This is a genomic window from Streptomyces sp. NBC_00647 (assembly GCF_045207245.1).
GTDB lineage: Bacteria > Actinomycetota > Actinomycetes > Streptomycetales > Streptomycetaceae > Streptomyces.
Window position 1 is genome coordinate 8,812,692 of record NZ_CP109040.1, and the last position, 23,566, is coordinate 8,836,257.

Consider the following 23,566-nt stretch of genomic DNA (forward strand, 5'->3'; position numbering starts at 1 on the left):
CCGGGTGCCGCTCAAAGCTCCCGCGTCGCCTGCCAGCCCAGCCAGCGGTGGACGGTGATCACCGTCACCGGGCCGTCCGGTGGCCGGTTCCGGTACTGCGGGTACTTGTCCCGCAGCGCGTCGATCGCCGCGGCGTAGACGTGCGGGACCTCGTCGGACCGAGGCAGCCCGAGCCCCGGCTCACCGGGGTCGGGCCACCCGGGCGGCGCCACGACGCGCGCGTCGCCGTCCGCCCGCACCCACCACAGCCGCTCCCAGTCCTCGTCGTAGGCGTCCACCAGCAGACAGACGGCCGGACGGGCGGCGATGTTGCGCAGCCGCCGCAGCAGTGGTGACCGCTTGGGCTTGTGGTCGACCGCGGTGACGAGTCCGTCGCCGTAGCGCGCGAACACCAGGGGCACCAGATGCGGGCGGCCCTCGGCGTCGACGGTCGCGAGGCGGGCCACCCGCGCCGCCAGGAAGCGGCGGCGCGCCTGGTCCTCGTCCATGTCGGGCACGATCGGCTCCCATTCCCCGGCGGCGGTCCTCCGGCCGTCAGCGGTGGGCGGCCACGGCCTCGGCCAACTCGTCCAGCTCGTGCAGGGTCTGGTCCGCGGGCCGGGTCGGAAGGTAGAGCAGGACGCGCTCGACGCCGAGCTCCGCGTAGCGGTCGAGGGACTCCCGGTCGTGCCGGGCCGCGTACACCACCACGGCCGGCCGGTCACCCGCCGTCTTCCTCAAGTGGCCGATCCGTGCGGCCAGTTCCTCGGGCGGCACGCCGCTCGGCATCCAGGCCGCCCCGTACTCGGCGACCCGGCCGAAGGCCCGCTCGCCGTCGCCCCCGACCCAGATCGGCGGGTGCGGCCGCTGGACGGGCTTCGGCCGGAGGTGGACCGGGTCGAAGTCGACGAAGTCGCCGTGGAACTCGGCCTCCTCCTTCGTCCACAGCTCGATGATCGCGCGGATCCGCTCGTCCATCAGGCGTCCGCGGCGGGCCGGGTCCGTTCCGTGGTTGCGCATCTCCTCCCGGTTCCAGCCGGCGCCCACCCCGAACACCGCACGGCCGCCGGAGATCAGATCGAGGGTGGCGACCTCCTTCGCGGTGATGATCGGGTCGCGCTGGACCACCAGGGCGATCCCGGTGCCCAGCAGCAGCTCGCTGGTCACGGCCGCGGCGGCGCCGAGCGCCACGAAGGGATCGAGCGTGCGGTAGTACATGCGCGGCAGTTCGCCGCCGGGCGGGTAGGGCGTTTCCCGGCCGGCCGGAATGTGCGTGTGCTCGGCGATCAGCAGCGCGTCGAACCCGCGCTCCTCCAAGGCCGGGCCCAGCGCCACCGGACCGATGCCCTCGTCGGTGAGGAACGTCGACACCCCGAACTTCATCCGTGACCACCTCGTCTCCTCGGCACCTGCTGCCAGTGTGGCGCGGTACCCGGAAGCGGGGCGGTCATGGCCGTTCCGGCCGGGTCACTCCTCGTCGTCGGCGGTGTCCTGGTGCTCGGCGTCCGGGCCCTGGGAGCGGACCCGCTGCACATGCTCCAGCGAGTCGCGCAGCTCGGCGAGCCAGTCGTCCGTGTGCCGCTGCACCAGCCGGACGCACCAGGCCAGGGCGTCACTGCGGCTGCGGGCGACCCCGGCGGCGATGAGGGTGTCGAGGACCTCGCGCTCGGGCTGGCGCAGCCGGGTCATGACCGGCGCGGCGACATGCGTGAACAGGGCCCGCTCCGTGCCGCACTCCACACCCCAGGAGACCTTCTTGCTGAAGCGGTGCTCGGCCTCGCGGGCGACCGCGACGCGGTCCTCGCGGGTGCGCTCGCGGAATTCCTGGATACGGGCCCGGAGGGCCGCGTCCCTCTCGGCGTCCGAGGCGCCTTCGGCGAGCTTCGGCTCGGGGATGCGGCCGACGACGGTGATCTCCTCACGGTCGACCGTCACCTCCGTCAGGCTCGCGAAGAGATCGTCGGGCAGGCGGCCGGCGAACCAGCCGCGCAGCTTCTCGCGTTGCTCCGTTGTAATCATGTAATGACGATTACTCCATTGCGGGAGATGTGCAAGGGGTGCGGAAGAAGTCCGCCGTAAGCGGAAGGCAAGCCGCCATGCGGGTTGAAGCGGAATGTTTCAGGCCTATTGCTGAGCCATGTCAATCCGGCCAGGTGGCCATCGGCGACGATCAACAACCGCTCAGTTCCGGGCCTCAGGCGTTCGAATTCCGTAACTTCACGCCACTGTTTCAATACTCAAAGTTACTGAAACGCATGGGGTCGATGTGTGTTTCCTGTGCGGACTCGGCAGACTCGCGCTCGCCGAACCGGCACTCGACCGAGCCGGTATCGCATTCGATCGAGCGGAAGGATGCACACAATGCCGAACACCGCGCGCTGGGCAGCGACTCTCACTCTGACGGCCACCGCCGTCTGCGGCCCCCTGGTGGGGTCCGCCCACGCAGCCCCCAGCCTCGCCCCGTCCGGGCTCTACGCCCCCTCTGCCCTGGTGCTCACCACGGGCCACGGCCAGAGCGCGGCCGTCGCGACTCCGGAACGCGCCGTCACCCTCAACTGCGCCCCGACGGCCTCCGGGACCCACCCGGCCGCGGTCGACGCCTGCGCCGAACTCCGGGGGATCAAGGGTGACCTCGAAGGGCTGACGGCCAGAAACGACGTCTTCTGTACCAGGCAGTACGACCCTGTCGTGATCACGGTGGCCGGCGTCTGGCAGGGCAAGCGCGTCGCGTACGAGCACACCTTCGCCAACGAGTGCGTGAAGAACTCCTACGGGATGACCGTCTTCGCGTTCTGAGACCGGGATCGCGTGGTCCTTGTGGACATGGACCGGGGTGCGTGGCTGGGGAGCGCGAGCCCCGTCGCGAGGTGCCATGTGATTTCGCACCGAGGGTCGGCCGGACAGAGTGGGGCTGTCGGCCGGCCCTCGGCATTTCCGCGTGTACCGCCCTGTCCGCGGGTACCGCAGGGGCGGCAGCTTGAACGGCCGGAGCGGCAGCGTGTACGGCCGGGGCGGCATCTTGTACGGCCGGAGCGGCAGGGCGTACGGGCGGTGTGGCAGCGTGGACGGCCGGTGCGGAGGCCGGACGGCCGACCCGCCCCGGAGTGTCCCGCGTCCCGCGAACGGTCTGCCCCCGTGCGCCGCACGGCCCACGCGCTTCACCGTTCCGAGTCACCCCGGATGCCCGCACGGCCGGGACGGCGTAGCCGTGGAGCATGGGTGCACTCGGCGAATGGGACCAGCGGCTCTTCACACGGGTGGCCGGGGCGCGGGTGCCCGGAGCCGATCCGGCGCTGCGGCGGCTCAGCCACGCGGCCAATCACGGACGCCTGTGGCTCGGAACGGCGGCGGGGATCAGTCTGGTCGGCGGGCACACGGCGCGACGGGCGGCGCTGCGCGGGCTGGGTTCACTGGCGCTGGCCTCGTTCACCGTCAACACGCTGGTGAAGTGGAGCGCCCGCCGCCCCCGCCCGCTGCTGGAGGGCGTCCCGTCGATCCGGCACCTGACCCGTCAGCCGCACACCACATCCTTCCCCTCCGGGCACTCCGCCTCCGCCGCGGCCTTCGCCACCGCGGTAGCGCTGGAGTCCTCGCGCTACGGCGCCGTGGTCGCACCTGTGGCGGCCGCCGTCGCCTTCTCGCGCGTGTACGTCGGGGTGCACTACCCGGGAGACGTGCTCGCCGGCGTGGCCATCGGCGCGGGCGCGGCCGCTCTCACCTGCCGCTGGTGGCCGCCGCGCGCCGCCGTACCGGAACGGGAGCGACCTCCGGCGCAGGCACCCGCTCTGCCGCTCGGGAAGGGGCTGGTCGTCTTCGTCAACAGCCGGGCCGGCGCCGGTGCCCCCGCGGCGCCGCTGCCGCCCGCCGAGCGGCTGCGCGTCCTGCTGCCCGAGGCCGAGCTGATCGAGCGCGGCCCGGGTGACGACTTCGCGGAGCTGCTCGGCGCGGCGGCCGACCGGGCCGCGGAGGTCCGTGGAGCGCTGGGCGTCTGCGGCGGCGACGGCAGCGTCAACGCCGCCGCCCGCGCGGCGGCCGAACGGGGGCTGGCGCTGGCCGTGTTCCCCGGCGGCACCCTCAACCACTTCGCACTGGACGTGGGCGTCCCGGACTTCGAGGACACTTCCGTGGCGGTCGCCGGTGGCGAGGCGGTGGCGGTGGACATCGGCGTGGCGCGCTCGGGCGCCGGACAGGACATGCCGTTCCTGAACACCTTCAGCATCGGCCTGTACCCCGAACTCGTACGCCTCCGGGAGCAACTGGAGCAGCGCTGGGGCAAGTGGCCGGCGGCGGCCGTCGCCCTGGTCCGGGTGCTGAACACCGCGGGCCCGATCGAGCTGGACATCAACGGGCGTCCCCGCCGCCTGTGGCTGCTGTTCGCGGGCAACGGGCGTTACGTCCCGGAGGGCTTCGCCCCCTCCTTCCGGCCGCGCCTGGACGACGGGCTGCTCGATCTGCGCCTGGTCGACGGCGACCACCGTCTGGCCCGTACCCGGGTCGTCGCCTCCGCCCTCCTGGGGACCCTGCGCCACTCGCGGGTCTACAGCGCCGAGCGGGTCCCCTGGGTGGAGCTGGACGGGATCACCGGCGCGGACACCATCGCGTACGACGGAGAGGTCCACCCCGGCGCGGCCGGGTTGCGGCTGGAGAAGGAGCGCCGGGCCCTGGTCGTGTACCGGCCCGCCCGGCCGGGGAACGAACTGCGCCAGGAGGCGCGCCGGGTCGCCGCGACGGCCCGCTACCGGCGACGGGTGAGGGGCCGCCGTCTCCCTGCGGACGGCGGCCCCTCGGCCTGACGGGTGATCGGTCAGGACACGATCACATGTGGACGACCGGTGCGGCGTCCGGGTCCTGGACCGGCTTGCCGCGACGGTAGAGGGCCAGCGCGATGAGGGCTCCGGCGGCGAAGAAGCCGGCCGACCACCAGAAGGCGGTGGTGTAGCTCTCGATCGTGGACTGGGCCCGGACCAGCTTGTCCGTCGGGTCCTTGCCGGCGAGGTAGCTGGTCGCGGCGCTCGCGGCCAGCGTGTTCAGCAGCGCGGTGCCGATCGAACCGCCGACCTGCTGCATGGTGTTGACGGTCGCGGAGGCGACGCCCGCGTCCTCGGGAGCGATCCCGCTGGTGGCCAGGGACATGGCGGGCGGCATCACCATGCCGAGTCCGGCGCCGATGAGGAGCAGCTGCGGCAGGACGTCGGTCGAGAAGGACGAGCCGACGCCGATGCCGGTCAGCCAGGCCATGCCGAGCGCGGCGACCGCGAAGCCCGCGGGGATGACCGCCTTCGGACCGATCCGGGGCACCAGGACCGTGGTGGAGATCTGGGCCATGACCATCAGGGCCGCCATCATCGGCAGGAACGCCACACCCGTCCTGGTGGGGCTGAAGCCGAGGTTCAGCTGCAGGTAGTAGGTGAGGAAGAGGAAGACGCCGAACATGCCCGCGCCGGTGATGAGCACCGCGAGGAAGGAGGCGGCCCGGTTGCGGTCGAGCAGGACGCGCATCGGGAGCAGCGGGTGCTTGGCCCGCGTCTGCCACCAGGTGAACGCGCTGAGCAGGATTCCGCCCGCGACGAGGAAGCCCCAGGTGGCCGGTGAACTCCAGTCGTGCGTCTCGGCGTTGGAGAAGCCGAAGACCACGGCGAAGAGACCGGTGGAGACCAGCAGGGTGCCCGGCAGGTCGAGCTTGGAGTTCGCCGCGTCCCGGTGACCGCTCAGCAGTACCCAGCCGCCGGCGAAGGCGACGACCGCGAAGACGAGGTTGACGAACAGCGTCCAGCGCCAGTCGAGAGCGTCGGTCAGGACGCCGCCGAGCAGCAGGCCCACCGCGCCACCGGCACCGGCGATCGCGCCGTACACGCTGAACGCCTTCGCGCGCTCCTTGGCGTCGGTGAACGTCGTGTTCAGCAGGGAGAGGGCGGCCGGCGCGAGGAGGGCGCCGAACACACCTTGCAGTGCGCGGGCGGTGACCAGCATCCCGAAGCTGGTCGAGGCGCCGCCCAGGACGGAGGCCCCGGCGAATCCGGCGACGCCGACGAGGAAGGCGGGCTTGCGGCCGAAGAGGTCGGCGATGCGCCCGCCGAGCAGCAGCAGGGAGGCGAAGGCCAGCGAGTAGGCGGTGACGATCCACTGCCGGTTGCCGTCGGAGAAGCCGAGGTCCGCCTGGGCGGAGGGCAGGGCGATGTTCACGATGGTGGCGTCGAGGACCACCATCAGCTGCGCGATGCCGATGATCGAGAGGATCCACCATCGCCGTTTCGACGAGGGCGCGGACGTCACGTCCGCGGCACCCGTGCCGGTGCCTTTGGTCAGGGTCTGGGACATGGGAGAAGCACTCCAGGGAAGTCGCTCGTTGCGTGCACGTAAACGAAACGGTTTCGTACACATCGACGTCTCGAGGCTAGACCCCGTCGAGCGAAACGGCAACGTTTCGCTGGACGGGTCGGGTGTGAGGTGCGTCCCACCTATTCCTTGACGTTCATATAACTCGGCAGGCATATTGGAACCATGTCCGACGCCTCCCTCTGGGCCGCCCTCGCCGACCCCCACCGGCGGGCCATCGTCGCGCTGCTCCTGGAGCGGCCGCGGGCCGTCGGTGAGATCGTCGAGGCGTGCGGGCTCAGTCAGCCGGGCACCTCGAAGCATCTGCGGGTGCTGCGCGACGCGGGGCTCGTCCGGGTACGACAGGACGCGCAACGCCGGGTCTACGCCCTCGACCCGGCCCCGATCGCCGCACTCGACGCCTGGCTCGCCCCGTACCGCAAGCTCTGGAACGAGAGCCTGGACGCTCTCGGCCGCCGTCTGGACGGGGACCCGGACCACGTGGCGGGCGAGCCGTCGGACCACCCCGGAGAGCCGTTCCCGCACGATCGAAGGCAGCCGAACGGCGAAGCATCCGCCCCGAAGGAACCCGCCCCGAAGGAACCCTCACCGAAGGACTGAGCCACCATGTCCGCCGAACCCACCGCCCTCACCGGGACGTACCTCACCCTGGACGACGGCCGCCCCGCCGTCCGCTTCAGCCGCACCTACGACCATCCCGCCGACCGGGTCTGGCTCTTCGTGACCGACCCCGACGAACTGGCCGCGTGGTTTCCCTCCCGCGCCGAGATGGAGCTGCGCCCCGGCGGCACGATCACGTTCAGCGGCGATCCGAACATGCCGGAATCGACGGGCCGTGTCCTCGCCGTCGACCCGCCCCGCCACCTCTCCTTCGAGTGGGGCGGCGACGAACTGCGCTTCGACCTCGAGGTCCTCGACGGCGGGCGTACCCGCTTCACGCTCACCAATGTGCTCGCCGAGCCGAACACGGCCGCCCGCAACGGCGCCGGCTGGGAGGTGTGCCTCACCGCGCTCGACGCGGCGGCACGCGGCGAGCGGTCCGACGGTCCCCATGCCGGAGGGAACGCGCCCTGGAAAGAGATCTACCGCCGCTATGTCGAGGCGGGTGTCCCCTCCGGTGCCCCGGTCCCGGGGACGGACTGACCGCTCAGGCCAGCTGTCGCCGCACCAGTTCGTGCAGCCGCCCGGCCGTGTCCGCCAACAGCTGTGCGGGCGGGCCCTGTTGGGCGACCCGGCCGTCCTCCATCACGATGACACGGTCCGCGTCCAGCACCGTCGACAGCCGGTGTGCGATCACGACCCGGGTGGCGTTGAGCGCCTTGGTGCTCTCGATCACCGTGCGCTGCGTCGCGTTGTCGAGGGCGCTGGTCGCCTCGTCGAAGAAGAGGATGCGAGGCCGTCGTATCAACGCCTGGGCGATCATCAGACGCTGGCGCTGGCCGCCCGAGATCGCGCCACTGCCCGACACGAGCGTGTGCAGGCCCATCGGCATCCGCCTGATGTCCTCGGCCAGACCCGCCATCTCGGCCGCCGCCATCGCCTCCTCCGGCGTGTACGGCTCGGTGCCGCAGATACAGTCGAGGATCGACCCGGTGAACGGCTGCGCGTGCTGGAGCACCACCCCGCACTGACGGCGTACGGCGGACTGGTCGAGCGCTCCCAGGTCCTGGCCGTCGTAGAGCACACTGCCCGACACCGGCCTGTCGAAGCCGATCAGCAGCCGCAGCAGGGTGGACTTGCCGCAGCCGCTCGGTCCGACGATCGCCACGAACTCGCCCGGCCGGATGTCGAACGACACGTCGTCGAGGACCAGCGGACCGTCGTCGGCGTACCGGAACGACAGCCGCCGCGCCTCGATCCCGCCGGACAGCACACCGGGACGGGTGCTCGCGACGCGCACCTCGGGCGTCGCGTCGAGCACCGGCCTGATCTCCTCGAACATCGGCAGCGCGGCCGCCGCCGAGACGAACGCGCCGGTGATCTGGGTGACCGAGGTCAGCAGCATCGTCATCGACGTGTTGAAGGTGAGGAAGTCGGCGGCCGACAGCGAGCCGTGCGCCGGGCCCGCCAGCAGCATGAACATCAGCAGGGAGCACAGCGGCAGATACACGGCGCCCATCACCGTCGTCAGGTTCTTGATGCGTCCGACCTGCCGCTGGAGTTCACGGCTGCGGGCGAACTCGCCCGCCCAGGCCGCGTACGCGTAGTTCTCGGCCGCCGCGACCCGCAGCTTGGGCAGTCCGCGCAGGGTCTGGAAGGCCTGGTTGTTGAGCTTGTTGCTCAGCACCACCAGGTGGCGCTGGCGCCGCACCTGCCACAGACCGAGGCCGAGGAACACGGCCGCGATGACCACCAGCATGCCGATGGCGGCCAGCGCCATGGGCACGCTGTACCAGAGCAGCAGGCCCAGGTTCATCGCGCCGACGGTGCCGGCCTGCGCGAGCGTCGGGCCGACACCCGCGAGAAGACGGCGGATCGCGCTGATGCCCATCGCGGCGCCGGCCAGCTCACCGGTCGAGCGGGAGGCGAAGAACGCCGTCGGCAGCCGCAACAGCCGGTCCCAGACAGCGGGTTGGAGGCTCGCCTCGATCCGGCCCTCCATCCGCAGCAGACTCAGGTTCTGCAACAGCATGAACGCCGCCGACACGACACTGGTGACCATCAGCGCGAGACAGACCTGCACGATGAGGCCGTGCTGGGCCTTCGGCACGTACTCGCCGAGCACCTTGCCGGTCGCGATCGGCACCAGCGCGCCGATCGCCACGGTCACCAGACCGCTGACCGCGAGGTTGCGCAGATCTCCGCCGGTGCCCGTCAGACAGAACCGCAGCAGCCTCAGCGGGCTCAGTCTCCGCTCGGGCAGCGGACGGTAGAACATCACGGCCTGCGCCTCGAACTCCGCCGCGTTGGCTTTCTCGACAGGCGTCTCCCGGCCGGACGACGGCTGCACGGCCACATATCCGCCGCGCCGCCACAACAGCGCCACCGGTGCGCCGGACACCGCCCGGTGGCCGACCAGCGGTCCGATGTCGTCGCGCCACCAGCGCCCGTCGAGACGCACGGCACGGGTACGGACGCGCGAGGCGAGCGCGATCCGCTCCACGGGGTCGAGCCGGTCGCTCTCCGTGCCGCTCTGCGCCTGCTCGGCGAGGGTGATCCCGGCTGCGCGGGCGACCAGCGCGCAGGCCGCGTACGAGGCGTCCGTGTCGGCCGCGGTCGGGCGCTTGGCCGACGACCTGCCGATCGAGGCGAGCAGCGTGCGGTCGGCCTGGGCGCGAACGGCCTCACCGGCCTTGATGCCCGCCGCCGTACGGTCCTCGTGACCGGCCTCGACCTGCTCGATCCACCGGTCGAGGGTGGACAGCAGCCGGAACTGGTGGTCGACCATGCCCTGCCAGACACCGGAGTCCATCAGCAGGTCGGCCGCCGCCTCGGCCCCGTACAGGGAGCCGTACTGCACACTTCCCGGCGGGACCTGCATCCAGAACACGTCGTCGTCGGTGGGCGCCGCCGCGTTCTCCGTGGCCATCGGCGCCTGGAAGAGGATGGACAGACTGCGTCCGACCCCGAGGGCGAGGGCGTACTCCAGAGGGCTCGACGTCGGCGGCACGTAGCGCGGGTTGCCGTACTCGTCGTACGACCAGGTTGCCGTGTCGGCCTGCTGGTACAGCTCCCGCAACCCGATCCTGCGCACGACGCAGTCGCGCAACGGCCGCCCGACCAGGGTGTGCTGAGGGCCCGCCACCGGGCCGAGCAGCAGGGAGCCCGCCTCGAGCCGGCCGAGGTGATGCCAGTGACCCTGCTGCGCGGCGTCGACCGCGAACAGGTCCATGGCGCCCGCGGCCACCAGCCACAGAACCTGGGGACCCTCCAGATCGAGGCGGCTCAGCCCCGCGCAGTCGACCGGTGTGCCCATCCCGCCGAGCGCGCCGAGTACGACGTCCCCCTCGTGGACGCTCTCGTGAACCGTCGTCATGTCATCGCTCCCTGACCAGAGCGGTGTACGGGCCGCCAGCCGCCACCAGTGCCTCGTGCCGCCCGCGTTCCACGATCGTGCCGTGTTCGAGTACGACGATCTCGTCGCTGTCCCGCACGGTGCTCAGCCGGTGGGCGATCACCACACAGGCACAGCCGCGCCTGCGCAGGTTGTCCATGACGGTCTGCTCCGTCTCCGCGTCCAGGGCGCTGGTCACCTCGTCGAGCACCAGGATGCTGGGCCTGCGCACCAACGCCCGCGCGATCTCCAGGCGTTGCCGCTGGCCGCCGGAGAAGTTCCGGCCGTCCTGCTCGACCCGGCTGTGGATGCCGCCGGGGCGGCGCGTCACGACGTCGTACAGCGCCGCGTCCTGAAGGGCGGCGACCACCGCGTCGTCCGGGATCGACGGATCCCACAAAGCCACGTTGTCGCGGACCGTCCCCTCGAAGAGGAAGACGTCCTGGTCGACGAAGGACACGGATGCCGCGAGCGCGCCGCGCGGGATGTCCTCCAGGCGCCGGCCGTCGATGCGGATCGTGCCCTCCCAGGGTGCGTACAGCCCCGAGATCAGCCGGGAGACGGTCGACTTGCCGCTGCCCGAGCCGCCGACCAGCGCGACCTGCTGACCCGGGCCGACCGTCAGCGAGAACCCGGTGAGCAGGGGCTTGTCGAGCGGGCTGTAGCCGAACGTGATGTTCTCCAGCTCGACATGGCCCTGCAGACGCCGGGTGGAATCGCCGGTGCCCGAGCGGGCGTAGAGCGGGTCGGCGCGGAAATTCTCGACGTCCTTGAGACGGGCCACGTCGGCGGCGAAGTCCTGGATGCGGCCCGCGACTCCGTTGAGCCGGGTGATCGGCGCGGTGAACCGGGTGACCAGCGCCTGGAACGCGACCAGCAGACCCACGGAGACGTGCCCCTCGACCGCCCGCAGACCGCCGATCCACAGGATCAGCGCGCTGTTGAGCATCGCGAGGGTCGGCGCGACGACCCCGAGCCAGGCGCTCGGCACCCCGAGGCGCTGCTGCTCCTCCAGCGTGGTGGCGTGCTGCCCGGCCCACTTGCGGAAGTAGCCGTCCTCACCACCGGTGGCCTTCATCGTCTCGATCAACTGGAGCCCGGTGTAAGCCGTGTTGGTGAGCCGGGCGGTGTCCGCCCGGAGCTTGGCGGTGCGGGTCGCGCGCAGCCGGATGACCACCCGCATCGCCACCACGTTGAGCAGCGCGACACCGATGCCGACGGCCGTCAGCTGCGGGTCGTACGTGTACAGCAGCACGGCGTACAGGACGACGACGATCGCGTCGACACCCGCGGCCGCGAGATCGCGGGCCAGGGTCTCGGCCACCGCGTCGTTCGACTGGAGCCGCTGCACCAGGTCGGCCGGGCTGCGCTGGGAGAAGAAGGTGACCGGCAGCCGCAGCAGATGGCGCAGGAAGCGCGCGCTGGAGAGTGTCGAGGAGATGATGCGGCCGCGCAGCAGATTCGCCTGCTGCAACCAGGTCAGCACCACGGTCAGCAGTACGGAGGCGCCCATCGACGCGAACAGCACGCCGAGCAGCGAACTCTGACCGCCGATCAGATACTGGTCGATGAACGTCCGGCTGAGCGCGGGCACCGCCGCGCCGACCGCCACCAGGAGCAGACTCGCCAGCACCGCGGCGGGCATCGTGCCCGACGTGCCGCGCAGCCGGGCCGGCATGGCCCCCAGCACCCCCGGTCTGCGGCCCCCCTTGCGGAAGTCGGGACCCGGCTCCATGACCAGGACCACTCCGGTGAAGCTGGTGTCGAAGTCCTCCATCGGCAGGAAACGGCGGCCCTTGCCGGGGTCGTTGATGTGCACGCCCCGGCGCCCGAAGCGGCGGCCCATGCCGTCGTACACGACGTAGTGGTTGAACTCCCAGAACAGGATCGCGGGCGCCCGCACCTCGGCGAGCGCGGCCGTGTCCATCTGCATGCCCTTGGCGGTCAGGCCGTAACTGCGGGCCGCCTTCAGCAGGTTGCTCGCGCGCGAACCGTCCCGCGAGACACCGCAGGCGATGCGCAGCTCTTCGAGCGGGATGTGCCGGCCGTAGTGGCCGAGCACCATGGCGAGGGAAGCCGCACCGCACTCCACGGCCTCCATCTGGAGAACGCTGGGGGTGCGGACGTTCTTGCCCCGGCCCTTGGGAACTCCGCGTCGGGGCGGGGCGGCGCGCCGTCGGTGCCGGGTGTCCGGTGCGGTGGTCACGGCAGGAGCCAATCGACGGGGCGCTGGTCGGCCAGCCGGATCGAGGCCGTGGCCAGGGTCATGGAGGTGAGCGCGTACGGCGGGCCGCCGGCCGACGACCACTTCAGGCCGCTCTTCGTGGTGGACGAACGGTCGAGCCGGACCAGGACGGCCACCGGCCTGCCCTTGTCGGTGAACTGCTCGCCCAACTGGTCGTCGCCCAGGTAGGAGGCGATCTGCTGCCGGCTCTGCACGCTCCGGCCCACCGTCTTCACATGGCCGCGCAGCACCCCGAACCGGGGGGCCGGGACCGACTGGACGGTGAGGTCGACGGCGGCGTCGGCGGGAATCGTGGCGGCGCTTCCCGCGGAGACGTACACCGTGGCGTACAGCGGGTCGTCGGCGTGGGCGACCTTCTCCACGGCCGCTACGTTCGCGCCGGTCGAGATGATGGCGCCGATGGTGGCGGCGAGCGCGGTGACGCGGCCCGCGGCGACCGTACGGACGACCGCGGTCTCCCCTTGTGCCGTACGCACCTTCAGTACGGGGGCGTTCGCGGGGAGCCGTTCGCCCTCCTCGGCGAGAACCGCCGTGACCTGGCCGGCGACGGGGCTCTGCAGGATGTAACTGCCCTCCCCGTGGGTGAGGACGGCGGGCGCGCCGACAGTGGAGGCGACGGTGCCGGTCACGGCCCACACGGACGCGGCGGCCATGGCGACGACGGTCACGGACAGCACGAGCCAGCCCTGGGGGCGGGCGAAGCGCACCGGAAGGTCGAGCTCTTCGGGCGACCGCAGCTTGGCGAGGGCCTGTTGACGGAACTGCACGGGACTTCCCTCACCTGTCAGAGAGGTCTACGGCACCCGAGAGTCCCGGAACCGGTGGGGCGGTTCCGGGACTCGGCGGCGTGAAACGCGATCAGAGACCGGCGACCAGGCCGGTGACCGGGGCGGTGTTCAGGCCGGTCACACCCTCGACGGTGCCGACGGCCGTGCCCAGGATGCCGGAGACCGGGGCAACGCCGTCCACCAGACCGGTGACGGTGCCGACGGCGTTCAGCGCGAGGCCACCGGAGACGTTGTCGAGGTCGGCGTCCGAGATCTCGGCGGTCTCGACACGGGGGGTGGAGTTCATGATGGAACTTCCCTTCATATGGATATTCACAAGGGGGAGAGCGGCCCCCTCTGGGGGACAGATGACGGCCGCCACCGCAGGGGTGCGGCTCCCGTTCCCGGGAGCACTGCTGCGACCTCCGCGGTGCAACGGATCAAAGCACGGCCACGGGGCGCGCTTCCAATCAACCAGGGCTCTCACCTGCGCACTTGCGCCCCACCGGCGGGGAACCGTGCAGGCGCCCACACGCCTCTGCGGCCACTTCTTCACATGCTGCGCGGCATCGATTCACGCGAGCCCTTGCGGCTCCGCGACCGAATGGGCAGTCCCGGCCCAATGGCGCGCAGGAGGGCGTGCGCCTGTGCAGATCCTTCGCAGGCGGTGACTTGCTTGAGCATGGGCTGTGCAGATTCGCTGAATCCAGGATTCCGTTCCGGATCGACGACGGAGCGTCGCCGACCGGTCGCACGGTGTACTGGCGGGATGGGCGGTGCGGCGGAGTCCGTCGGCCGGGCGGGAGCGTGAACTCCACGCGCCCCGCGGGGGAGTGCGCCGCACCGCGGCGCGGTCGTCGTCGGTCAGCCGAGGATCGCGTACACCGTGCTCGCCCGCGCCGCGATCTCCGTCGACCCCTCGGCGGTCATGGTGATGTCGGCGAAGGCCATGCGGCGGCCCAGTTTGGTGAGGACCGCCTCGATCAGGACGTCCGCGTCCGTCACCGCCCGCTGGAAGCTCGTGGACTGCTGAACCGTCGTCATGGGGACGAAAGCGCCGCGGGCCGCGGAGACCGCGATCACCGTCGCGGTGTCGGCGGCCGCCATCAGGGCCTGGCCGGACAGGCCGCCGCCCTCCCGGGCCAGCCGCGCGGACCACGGCAGCCGCAGGACGGCGCGCCGGCTGTCGAGCTCCGCCACGGACAGACCGAGGTCGAGCACCCAGGGAGCGAAGTTGTCGGCGAGGATCTTGTCGGCTTCTGCGAGGGTCAGTGGTGTCGTCGTCATGCGACGCATTGTTCCCGTTCGGGCCGGCGGTTCACGCACGGCCGCGCGCGCGGCGGAAAGGCCTGATTGTCTCCGCAATCAACGCCTTTGGCTCGGCTAACTCCCGCAATTTGCAATGGCAGTTGAACACCTCGGGTGACCCACGCGTATCAACAGGCAACCAGGCGCCCCCCAGTCAGCTGCCGGACGGCGGCATCGACCCCGTCCCCAGGAGGTCAAGAGTTGAGTCACAAACGGATACCCAAGCGCAAGGCCGCCATCGCGGTGGGCAGCGTTGCGGCGCTCGGAGCAGCGGCTCTGCTGCTGCCCAACGCCAACGCCTCGCAGTCGAACGGGGACGACGCCACTCCCAGAACCTTCAAGGCCGGCGATGTCTCGGACGTCGCCTCGCAGCTCGCCTCCCAGTTGGGTGACGCTTTCGCCGGGTCGTACTACGACGCGTCGAAGCAGCAGATCATCGTCAACGTCGTCGGTAACAACAGCAATGTCGTCAACCAGATCGAGAAGGCCGGAGCCGTGGCGCACCAGGTGCAGAACAGCACCTCGACGCTGCAGGCCGCCGCCAAGACGCTGAAGGCGGACGCGACGATCCCGGGTACGGCGTGGTCCGTGGACCCGAAGACCAACGAGATCCGCGTGACCGCCGACTCCACCGTCACGGGCGACAAGTGGGACACGCTGGAGTCGACCGTCAAGGGCCTCGGTTCCGACGTGGCGAGCGTCAAGAAGTCCGCGGGCACCTTCAAGACCTTCGTCGACGGCGGCGACGCCATCTTCGGCGGTGGCGCGCGCTGTTCACTCGGCTTCAACGTCACCGCGGGCGACGGCAGTCCCGCCTTCCTCACCGCGGGTCACTGCGGAGTCGCCGCCGCCCAGTGGTCGGACGCGCAGGACGGCGCGCCGATCGCCACCGTCGACCAGGCCACCTTCCCCGGTGACGGCGACTTCGCGCTCGTCAAGTACGACGACCCGAACACACAGGCCAACAGCGTGGTCAACGTCGGCGACGGGAAGACCGTCCAGATCAACCAGGCCGCCGACGCCGCCGTGGGCCAGCCGGTTCTCCGGATGGGCAGCACCACGGGTCTCAACGACGGCAACGTCACCGGCCTCGACGCCACCGTGAACTACCCGGAGGGCACGGTCACCGGCCTCATCCAGACCGATGTGTGCGCCGAGCCGGGCGACAGCGGTGGCTCGCTGTTCACCCAGGACGGCAGTGCGATCGGCCTGACGTCGGGCGGCAGCGGCGACTGCACCGTCGGCGGCGAGACCTTCTTCCAGCCGGTCACCACCGCGCTGGAGGCGACCGGCGCGACGCTGGGCGCGGGTGACGCCGGAGCCGGTGACGCCGGAGCCGGTGACGCCGGCGCGGGTGACGCCGGTGCGGGTGGCGCTGTCGACCCGAGCGCCGGCGCCAGTGACCCGGCGGGCGCCGGTGCCGACGACCAGGCCGGTGCGGGTGCCGACGACCAGGCCGGAGCGGGTGCCGATGACCAGGCCGGAGCCGGAGCTGACGAGCAGGCCGGGGCGGGTGCCGACGACCAGGCCGGGGCCGGAGCGGACGACCAGGCCGGTGCGGGCCACGACCAGTCCGGAGCCGCCGCGGACGACGGCTCGGGCTGGTGACCACCCCCTGATGAAGCCGGAGACTCCGGCGGTCAAGAACCACTGACTCGGCCAACGGAACAGGGAATTCCGGTCGGCAGTGGAAAGGTCCGGCCCTCCGGCGGGAGGGTCGGACCGCTCCCTTTCCAGGGTCGGACCGTTCCCTTTCCCCGGATCGGACGGCTCCCTTGCCAGGTGAGCCGTGTCAGCCGAGCGGCCGGACCCGCAGCAGAAGCAGGGCGACATCGTCGGGCCGCTCCTGACCCGCCTCCTCGCCCCGCTGGAGCAGCGTGTCGGCCAGTTCGTCCAGGGGCTGGTCCCCGGTCGCGGCGAACCGTCGCCCGAGGTCGGCGAGGGCGTCCTCGATGTCGACGCCGGGGGACTCGATCAGACCGTCGGTGTAGAGGGCGAGCACGGACCCGGGGACGAGCGGCACCTCCGTCGTCGGATAGGTGGCGTCGGCGTCGATCCCGAGCAGGGGTCCGCCGGCCAGGTCGAGCACCTTGACCTTGCCGTCCGGCCGGCGCAGCAGCGGGGGCGGATGCCCGGCGCGGGCCATCACGGCCACCCCGCGCGCCGGGTCCAGGCGCAGATACAGACAACTGGCGAACAGCTCGGTGCCGAGGTCGATGAGCAGTCGGTTGGTGCTCCTCATCACCTCCTCCGGAGCCTGGCCGACCGCCGTGTACGCGCGCACGGCGGTGCGGATCTGGCCCATCAGGCCGGCGGCCGTCACGTTGTGCCCCTGCACGTCCCCGATCACCGCCGCCGCCCGGCCGTGCGAGGACACCAGGTCGTAGAAGTCCCCGCCGATGTCCATGCCCTGGGTGGCCGGCAGATAGCGCGCGGCCGCCTCGATCGAGGCCAGCGGCGGAAGCGAGCTCGGCAGCAGCGCGGCCTGGAGGCCCTGGGCCAGCTGGAGTTTCGCGTCGTACAGCAGGGCACGCTCCAGGGCCTGCGCGATCAGCCCGCTCAGACTGGTCAGCACCGCCTGCTCGTCGGCCGCGAAGTGGTGCGACTGCGCGTACCCGAGGACGCAGGTGCCCACCGGTCGTCCGGAGGCGATCAGAGGCAGATACGCCCACGCGCCCATGCCGTCGGGTGTCGCGTTCCGCGACGGATACAGGCGCTCCAGTTGCTCGCGCGAGTCGAAGAAGGCGGGCACACCGGTGTTCAGCGCCTGGGTGCCCGGGGTCTGCTCGCTCAGCGGCAGCCCGTCGAAGCGCTCCACGACGTGTGCGTCCGGATAGCCGCGATGCCCGAGCACGTGCAGGCGGCCGGCCCGGCTGCCGAGGACGACCAGGGCCTGACTGCCGACGGCCGGCGAGATCTCGTCCGCGACCAGCTGCACCACGTCCTGGACGCCCGCCGCCTCGGTCAGCGCGCTCGCCAGACTCAGCACGTGGGAGATCGTCACCAGGCGTGAGCTGCCGTCGCGCCGCCGCGGCCCCGCCCGTGTCATCTCGGACACCGGCCGGGCCCGCGAGATACGGACGCTCAGTCCGTTCGTGCTCGGATACAGGCGGAACGACAGCCAGTCGCCCGGCGGGCGCAGCGCGACGAACGAGGTCACGTGCTGGCTTATCAGCGCCGCTCGGTAGCGGTCCTCGTAGACCGGGTCGTTCAGCCAGGGCACGGCCGCCCAGAGCTGGGTGCCCAGGAGGCGGCTGACGGGCACGTCGAGCAGCTCGGCGGTCGCGGCGTTGGCGAAGACCACCCGACCGTGCAGATCGAGCGAGCACAGCCCGTACGGCAGGCGCGCCACCATCCGCGTCGCCTCCACCGTGCCGAGCGTGCCCCCCGGCGCCGCCGCGGTCGGTGTGAGCAGGTCGGGCTCGTGGCGCATCGGGCGGTGTTCCACGGCCGCCCGCTCCAGCCGCAGCGCGAGCCGGTCACAGGCGGCGGTGAGGTGGTCCCGCTCCCGGTCGGAGAGGTCCGGCGGATGCGAGCCGGGCCACGTCACGTAGGCGGCGCCGTACACGGTGGTCGCCGTCGCCACCGGCAGGGCCGCGAGCGCGAAGGGGTACGGGAGCACCAGCGCGATCCGGGGGTACCGGCGGGCCATCTCGTGCTCGCCCCCCACCCAGATCAGCCGCCGCTCCCGTACCGCCTCGGCGACCGGGATCGGGGCGCTGAGCCCCACGCGCTCCCAGGGCGCGGCGAACGCTCTCGGCAGACCGGCGGAGACGGTCATCTCCAGCACCGGCTCGTGGGACGCCAGCAGGTACACGGCTCCCGAGTGGGCGTGCACGTCGTCGAGCATGGCGGCCAGCGTCAGCGACAGCAGCGGTTGTCCCACCGGGGCCGGCCGACTCGCCGGCGCCTGTGCGGCCCCCTGCCTGTCGGACACGCCGACCACCTCCTCGCGGGGCCGCTGCCGGCCTCCGGACTTCCAGGGATCAAGGCTCCCTCGTGAACGCCCATCGCGCACGGCGAGCGCGAGGACCTCGTACCGCTCGTCCGCGCGACGCCCCTTCGGCCTTCGCCGCCGTGCCACCCGACCCTCCACCCGGCCGGAGGCGCGGACCGTCACGCCTGTCACGAGATCACCCACGAGAACACCGCGCGAAACGCCCGAATCAAGATGAGTTCGATTTCGTTCGATACGATGTCCTGCATGGGCTCCTTCGCAGGCCCGACGGGTTCGGAACGGTCACAGGGGCTGCGCCGGAGCCTCGGAAGCGCTGTAATTGCGGACGTGGTCAGTGAGGGTGCTGCGGAACGCGAAACGAGAACGTCGCGCGCCGAACTCGCCCTGAAGACGCTCACCGCGGACCTCGACCCGCGCGAACGGCTGCACCGCCTGCTCGAACAGGCACTCGTCTTCACCGGTGCGACCGTCGCCGCCGTGTACTCACCTAACGTGAGCGGCGACGAACTGCATCTGGCCGAGTCCGCGGGGGTGCCCAGGACGCTGTACGGGCTCCGCGACAGCTACCCCCTGTCCGGCGGCTCCCCGGCCGCCGAGGCCCTGCGCTCCGCGGCGCCGAGCTGGCTCGGACCGGAGGAGGTCGCCCGCTGTGCCGACGCCCGGCGGCTGTCCTCCCAGGACTTCTCCCTGGCCGTCCTGCCCCTGCGGGACACCGGCTGCCTGGTCGCCGTCAGCGAGAGCCCGCGAGGCTTCGGCGCCGAGGACCGGGTCTGCCTGGGGATGCTCGCCGACGCCGTCGTCTGCCCGCCGCCCCCGCTGCCGGAGGACGTGGCCGACCTGCCCGCCAGCTCCTTCAGCCTCGCCATGGACACCGGGCACGTCGAGGTCGACGGCGAGGTGCTCGACCTGTTCGGGCTGAGCTCCACCGCGTTCGACGGCAAGGTCGAGACCCTGCTGTCCATGACCGTGCCCGAGGACCTCCCCTCGCTGATGTCCGCGGTGGAACCGGACCACATGTCGATCGGTGAGCGCGAGCTGGAGTTCCGCATCCTCCAGCCGTCCGGGGGACACAAGTGGCTCCGGCTGCGCGCCCGCCTGCTTCCCTCCGGAGAGGGCCGCCCCGCACGGCTCGTGGGCACCGTCTCCGACGCCTCCAAGCTGCGCTCCGGCCTGAACGACGTGGGCCGCGTCCAGCGGCTCGCCGCCGCCCTCGCGACCGCCGGCACCGTCCGCGATGTGGGCCAGGCCGTCGTCACCGCCCTGCGCAAGCCCCTCCAGGCCGACCGGGTCGCCGTCGCCGAGCTGGAGGGCGACCGCCTCGTCGTCACGCTGCTGGACCCGCCCGAGCCGGAGTCCTGGCCGGAGCTGTGGCGCAGCGAATGGCGCTCGGAGTGGCCCGACGCCCCCGTCCGGGCCATGCCCACGCTCGCGGCGGCCCTCACCGAGGGGCGCCCCGCCATCTGGCCCGCAGGCGCGGACCTGGAGGCCGCGCTCGCCGACGTCGGCCCCGGCGGCCTGGCCGTCCTGCCGCTGCCGGCGGGCGGACGCATGGCCGGCGCCTGCCTGATCGGCTGGGACGCCCCGCACGAGTTCGGCCCCGACGAGCGCGCCCTGCTCACCGCCTCCGCCGGTCTCGCCGGGCAGGCCCTGGTGCGCGCCCACGCCTTCGACGCCGAGCACGAACTGATCGGCATGCTCCAGCGGACCCTGCTGCCGCGACGGCTGCCCCGGCTGCCCGGCGCGGTCGCCGTCGCCCGCTATCTGCCGACCACATCGGGCCTGGACGTCGGCGGCGACTGGTACGACGTGATCCCGCTGCCCGACAACCACGTCGCTCTCGTCATCGGCGACGTCCAGGGGCACAACGCCTCGGCCGCGACCCTCATGGGCCAGATGCGCACCGCGCTGCGCGCCTACGCCGTGGAGGGGCATCCTCCGGACGTGGTGGTCTCGCACGCCAACCGGCTCCTGCTCGATCTGGAGACCGACCTCTTCGCCACCTGCTGCTATGTCGACGTCGACATGGAGGAGGGATCGGCCTGGTATGTGCGCGCCGGACACATCCCGCCGGTGCTGCGTCACCCGAACGGCCGTACCGAGGTCCCCGAATCGGAGGTCGGGCCACCGCTCGGCGTCATCCGGCAGACCGACTTCCCCATGAGCCCGCTGCGGTTCCAGCCCGGCACCATCGTGGCGCTGACCACGGACGGTCTGGTCGAGTCCGTCGAGGTCGACATCGAGGACGGCCTGAACCGGCTCGCCGAGGGCCTGGCCGGCGCCGACCCGAACCACCTCGGTCTGGTCGCCGACGGACTGCTCACGGGCGCCAACCGCAGCGACGACGTGGCGCTCCTGCTGATGCGCTACGACGGCATGGCGGTGCTCCCGCTCCGCGAGAGCTGGACCGTCTGGCGGGTCCCCGAGGCCGTCCGGCACGCCCGCCGCTACACCCGGCGCGCCCTGCGCGCCTGGGGCGTGAGCGCCTACGTGGACCCCGCCCTGCTGATCGTCTCCGAACTCGTCACCAACGCCCTGGTGCACACCGACGGCCAGGTCAGGCTCGACCTCACCCTCATCAACCACCGCCTGCGCATCGCGGTCGCCGACAACTCGCCCCGTACGCCGATCAAGCCCACCAGCATCGGCTGGGAGGCCACCGGGGGCCGTGGCATCCTCCTCGTCGAGGCGATGTCGGCGACGTGGGGCACGGTGCCGGTGAGCGGGGGCAAGCAGGTCTGGAGCGAGATCGCGCTGGACTGACGGACGAAGTGACACCCTGGGGCGGTGCGCCTCCTGCTGCTGTCCGACACCCATCTCCCGAAGCGGGCCAGGGTGCTTCCCGACCCGCTGCTCGCCGCACTCCCGCTCGCCGACGTGGTGATCCACGCGGGGGACTGGGTGGACACCGCCACCCTCGACCTGCTGGAAGCCCGTTCCCGCAGGGTCATCGGCGTGTACGGCAACAACGACGGCCCCGGCCTCAGGGCCCGCCTCCCCGAGATCGCCCGCGCCGAGCTGCGCGGCCTGCGCGTCGGCGTCGTCCACGAGACCGGCGCCGCGCGGGGCCGCGAGCAGCGCTGCGCGGAACGTTTCCCCGACCTCGACGTCCTGATCTTCGGCCACAGCCACATCCCCTGGGACACCACCGCGCCGACCGGCCTGCGCCTGCTCAATCCCGGCTCGCCGACCGACCGCCGCCGTCAGCCGCACTGTACGTACATGACCGCGACGGTGACCGACGACGGCCGGCTCACCGACGTGACCCTGCACCGGTTGCCCCCGCGCGCCGGCTGACCCCACGGCTACCGCGGATGGATCGCCCCGCCTGTCGCCGTCAGGGGCATCCCGCTGCCGCCCCAGCGCAGCGCGACGATCTCCGCGGCGACGGACACGGCCACCTCCTCGGGCGTACGGGCCCCGAGGTCGAGGCCGACGGGGGAGCGCAGCCGGGACAGCTCGCGCTCCGACACCCCGGACGCGAGCAGCCGTTCGACGCGGTCGTCGTGGGTACGACGGCTGCCCATCGCCCCGATGTACGCGGCCGGGCGGCGCAGCGCCTCCTCCAGCAGCGGCACATCGAACTTCGGGTCGTGGGTCAGGACGCAGATCACCGTGCGCGCGTCGGTCGTCGTGCCGCTCAGATAGCGGTGCGGCCAGTCCACGACGACCTCCACGCCCGCCGGGAACCGCCTCGGCGTGGCGAACACCGGGCGGGCGTCGCACACCGTGACGCGGTAGCCGAGGAAGTCGCCGATGCGGGCCACGGCGGCCGCGTAGTCGATCGCGCCGAAGACCAGCATGCGCGGCGGCGGCGCGAAGGAGTGCAGGAAGACGGTGACGGCGTCCTCGCGCCGTTCACCGTGCGGGCCGTAGTGCCGTTGCCCCGTGGCGCCCTGGGCCAGTTCGCCACGCGCGTCGGCGCTGACGGCGACATCCAGCCCCGCCGAACCGAGCGAACCGACCACCCGTCCGACCACCCCGGACCCCGCGGCGTCGACCCCTACAACTCCGGGCACCACCTCGTCGGCCTTCCCGGCCGTCACCGGGCCGGCCGCCTCGGCCGTGGCCCCGCCGGTTGTCCCGGGCTCCGTCGCGTCGGCCGCTCCGGCCGCAACTCCGCTGGCTTCTCCTGCCGCCGCCGGGTCGGCCATTCCGGGCGCCGCCCCGTCGGCCTTCCCGGCCGTCACCGGGCCGGCCGCCGCCCCGTCCCCCATCCCGACCGTCACTGGGCCGGCCGCCTCGGCCGAGGCCTCGCCGGTCGCCGCGGGCCGCGTCGCCCCGCCGGGAGCCCCGGCAGCGCCCCCGCCGGGCGGTCCCGGCTCCTCCATCGGCCACACGGCGAGCGTGGCTCCGCGCGGCGCGGGGCCGTCGAGTACGGTCGCCACCGTCACCGGGCGGCCCGCGGCCACCGACTCGGCCAGCGCGCCGAAGGCCGGATCGTCGGCGGGCGACACCCGCCGGACCAGCAGCGTGATCTCGCCGCCGCAGGTAAGGCCCACGGCGAAGGCGTCCGCGTCGCTGTACCCGAACGTCTCCAGGCGCGCCTCGCCCGAGGCGATCACCTCCTGGGCCAGTTCGAACACCGCGCCTTCCACGCAGCCGCCGGACACACTGCCCACGACCTCGTCGTCGGGACCCACCGCCATGGCGGCCCCCGGGTCGCGGGGCGCGCTGCGGCCGACCGCTACCACCGTGGCCAGCCCGAAGGGAGATCCGGCCGTGTACCACTCGTACAGCGCCGGGAGGATCTCACGCATCGTCCGCTCCTCTCGCCGCGGTGGGCGTCTGTCTCCAGGATCCGGTCATCCTCCGGTGTCCGCTCCGCGGCGGGCTCTCGGCGAGCGTTAATACGTTGCTGTCGGGGGCGGCCGACTGCTGCACTACGGAGGACGCGTTCACCGGATCGAGGAGCAGCAATGCGCACACCGTTCATGTCCACCCAGGAAGGAATCACTCACACTTCGAAGGACATGACGCCC

At 72.1% G+C, this 23,566-nt stretch carries 18 protein-coding genes and 1 pseudogene; 7 read left to right on the top strand and 12 right to left on the bottom strand.

Annotated features, from left to right (window positions below; all coding sequences use genetic code 11):
* Positions 1-11: 11 nt before the first annotated feature.
* The 3 genes from OG788_RS38630 to OG788_RS38640 all read right to left on the bottom strand — a co-directional run bounded on the left by OG788_RS38630 (position 12) and on the right by OG788_RS38640 (position 1,998).
* Positions 12-488, bottom strand: a complete 477-nt coding sequence (locus OG788_RS38630; protein WP_406375625.1) for a TIGR03668 family PPOX class F420-dependent oxidoreductase — start codon at positions 486-488, stop codon at positions 12-14.
* A 46-nt stretch (positions 489-534) separates the two neighbouring features.
* On the bottom strand, positions 535-1,362 hold the full coding sequence (locus tag OG788_RS38635) for an LLM class F420-dependent oxidoreductase (RefSeq protein WP_406375626.1): 828 nt from the start codon (positions 1,360-1,362) through the stop codon (positions 535-537).
* A gap of 84 nt (positions 1,363-1,446) precedes the next feature.
* Positions 1,447-1,998: a hypothetical protein gene (locus OG788_RS38640; RefSeq protein WP_406375627.1), complete on the bottom strand. Its 552-nt coding sequence runs from the start codon at positions 1,996-1,998 to the stop codon at positions 1,447-1,449.
* Between the two features lie 342 nt (positions 1,999-2,340).
* On the opposite strand from OG788_RS38640, the gene OG788_RS38645 reads away from it, so the two are divergent.
* The gene (locus tag OG788_RS38645; protein WP_406375628.1) at positions 2,341-2,775 is read left to right on the top strand and encodes a protease inhibitor; all 435 of its coding nucleotides are present in this window, start codon (positions 2,341-2,343) and stop codon (positions 2,773-2,775) included.
* Positions 2,776-3,194: 419 nt separating this feature from the next.
* Positions 3,195-4,772: a phosphatase PAP2 family protein gene (locus tag OG788_RS38650; RefSeq protein WP_406375629.1), complete on the top strand. Its 1,578-nt coding sequence runs from the start codon at positions 3,195-3,197 to the stop codon at positions 4,770-4,772.
* Between the two features lie 22 nt (positions 4,773-4,794).
* Here the strand turns inward: OG788_RS38650 and OG788_RS38655 are convergent, their stop codons facing one another.
* Positions 4,795-6,297 (bottom strand): MFS transporter, encoded by a 1,503-nt coding sequence (locus OG788_RS38655; RefSeq protein ID WP_406375630.1) that lies wholly within the window; start codon positions 6,295-6,297, stop codon positions 4,795-4,797.
* Between the two features lie 183 nt (positions 6,298-6,480).
* On the opposite strand from OG788_RS38655, the gene OG788_RS38660 reads away from it, so the two are divergent.
* Together OG788_RS38660 and OG788_RS38665 are read left to right on the top strand one after the other, a co-directional pair.
* Positions 6,481-6,915: a metalloregulator ArsR/SmtB family transcription factor gene (locus OG788_RS38660; RefSeq protein ID WP_406375631.1), complete on the top strand. Its 435-nt coding sequence runs from the start codon at positions 6,481-6,483 to the stop codon at positions 6,913-6,915.
* 6 nt (positions 6,916-6,921) lie between these two features.
* Complete coding sequence (locus tag OG788_RS38665) at positions 6,922-7,458, top strand: SRPBCC family protein (RefSeq protein ID WP_406375632.1); 537 nt, start codon at positions 6,922-6,924, stop codon at positions 7,456-7,458.
* Between the two features lie 4 nt (positions 7,459-7,462).
* Here the strand turns inward: OG788_RS38665 and OG788_RS38670 are convergent, their stop codons facing one another.
* The 5 genes from OG788_RS38670 to OG788_RS38690 all read right to left on the bottom strand — a co-directional run bounded on the left by OG788_RS38670 (position 7,463) and on the right by OG788_RS38690 (position 14,608).
* On the bottom strand, positions 7,463-10,291 hold the full coding sequence (locus OG788_RS38670) for an NHLP bacteriocin export ABC transporter permease/ATPase subunit (RefSeq protein WP_406375633.1): 2,829 nt from the start codon (positions 10,289-10,291) through the stop codon (positions 7,463-7,465).
* 1 nt (position 10,292) lies between these two features.
* A complete protein-coding gene (locus OG788_RS38675; protein ID WP_406375634.1) occupies positions 10,293-12,515 on the bottom strand; it encodes an NHLP family bacteriocin export ABC transporter peptidase/permease/ATPase subunit in 2,223 nt (740 codons plus the stop codon).
* Positions 12,512-13,321 (bottom strand): HlyD family efflux transporter periplasmic adaptor subunit, encoded by an 810-nt coding sequence (locus OG788_RS38680; RefSeq protein ID WP_356750778.1) that lies wholly within the window; start codon positions 13,319-13,321, stop codon positions 12,512-12,514. The genes OG788_RS38675 and OG788_RS38680 overlap by 4 nt, the downstream gene beginning before the upstream one ends.
* 91 nt (positions 13,322-13,412) lie before the next feature.
* Positions 13,413-13,628: a type A2 lantipeptide gene (locus OG788_RS38685; RefSeq protein ID WP_351538265.1), complete on the bottom strand. Its 216-nt coding sequence runs from the start codon at positions 13,626-13,628 to the stop codon at positions 13,413-13,415.
* Between the two features lie 557 nt (positions 13,629-14,185).
* On the bottom strand, positions 14,186-14,608 hold the full coding sequence (locus OG788_RS38690; protein WP_356750782.1) for a PaaI family thioesterase: 423 nt from the start codon (positions 14,606-14,608) through the stop codon (positions 14,186-14,188).
* Positions 14,609-14,830: 222 nt separating this feature from the next.
* Here OG788_RS38690 and OG788_RS38695 point away from each other — a divergent pair, with 222 nt between their 5' ends.
* Positions 14,831-16,237, top strand: a complete 1,407-nt coding sequence (locus tag OG788_RS38695; RefSeq protein ID WP_406375635.1) for an alpha-lytic protease prodomain-containing protein — start codon at positions 14,831-14,833, stop codon at positions 16,235-16,237.
* Between the two features lie 184 nt (positions 16,238-16,421).
* Here OG788_RS38695 and OG788_RS38700 read toward each other — a convergent pair whose 3' ends face one another.
* Complete coding sequence (locus tag OG788_RS38700) at positions 16,422-18,575, bottom strand: SpoIIE family protein phosphatase (protein WP_406376959.1); 2,154 nt, start codon at positions 18,573-18,575, stop codon at positions 16,422-16,424.
* Between the two features lie 339 nt (positions 18,576-18,914).
* Between OG788_RS38700 and OG788_RS38705 the strand changes: the two genes are divergently transcribed.
* A complete protein-coding gene (locus OG788_RS38705; RefSeq protein WP_406376960.1) occupies positions 18,915-21,347 on the top strand; it encodes a SpoIIE family protein phosphatase in 2,433 nt (810 codons plus the stop codon).
* 24 nt (positions 21,348-21,371) lie between these two features.
* Positions 21,372-21,881, top strand: a complete 510-nt coding sequence (locus OG788_RS38710; RefSeq protein WP_406375636.1) for a metallophosphoesterase family protein — start codon at positions 21,372-21,374, stop codon at positions 21,879-21,881.
* An 8-nt stretch (positions 21,882-21,889) separates the two neighbouring features.
* Here OG788_RS38710 and OG788_RS38715 read toward each other — a convergent pair whose 3' ends face one another.
* Together OG788_RS38715 and OG788_RS38720 are read right to left on the bottom strand one after the other, a co-directional pair.
* Complete coding sequence (locus OG788_RS38715; protein ID WP_406376961.1) at positions 21,890-22,915, bottom strand: XdhC family protein; 1,026 nt, start codon at positions 22,913-22,915, stop codon at positions 21,890-21,892.
* A gap of 207 nt (positions 22,916-23,122) precedes the next feature.
* A pseudogene (locus OG788_RS38720) lies at positions 23,123-23,344 on the bottom strand (XdhC family protein); the annotation flags it as partial.
* Between the last annotated feature and the right edge of the window lie 222 nt (positions 23,345-23,566).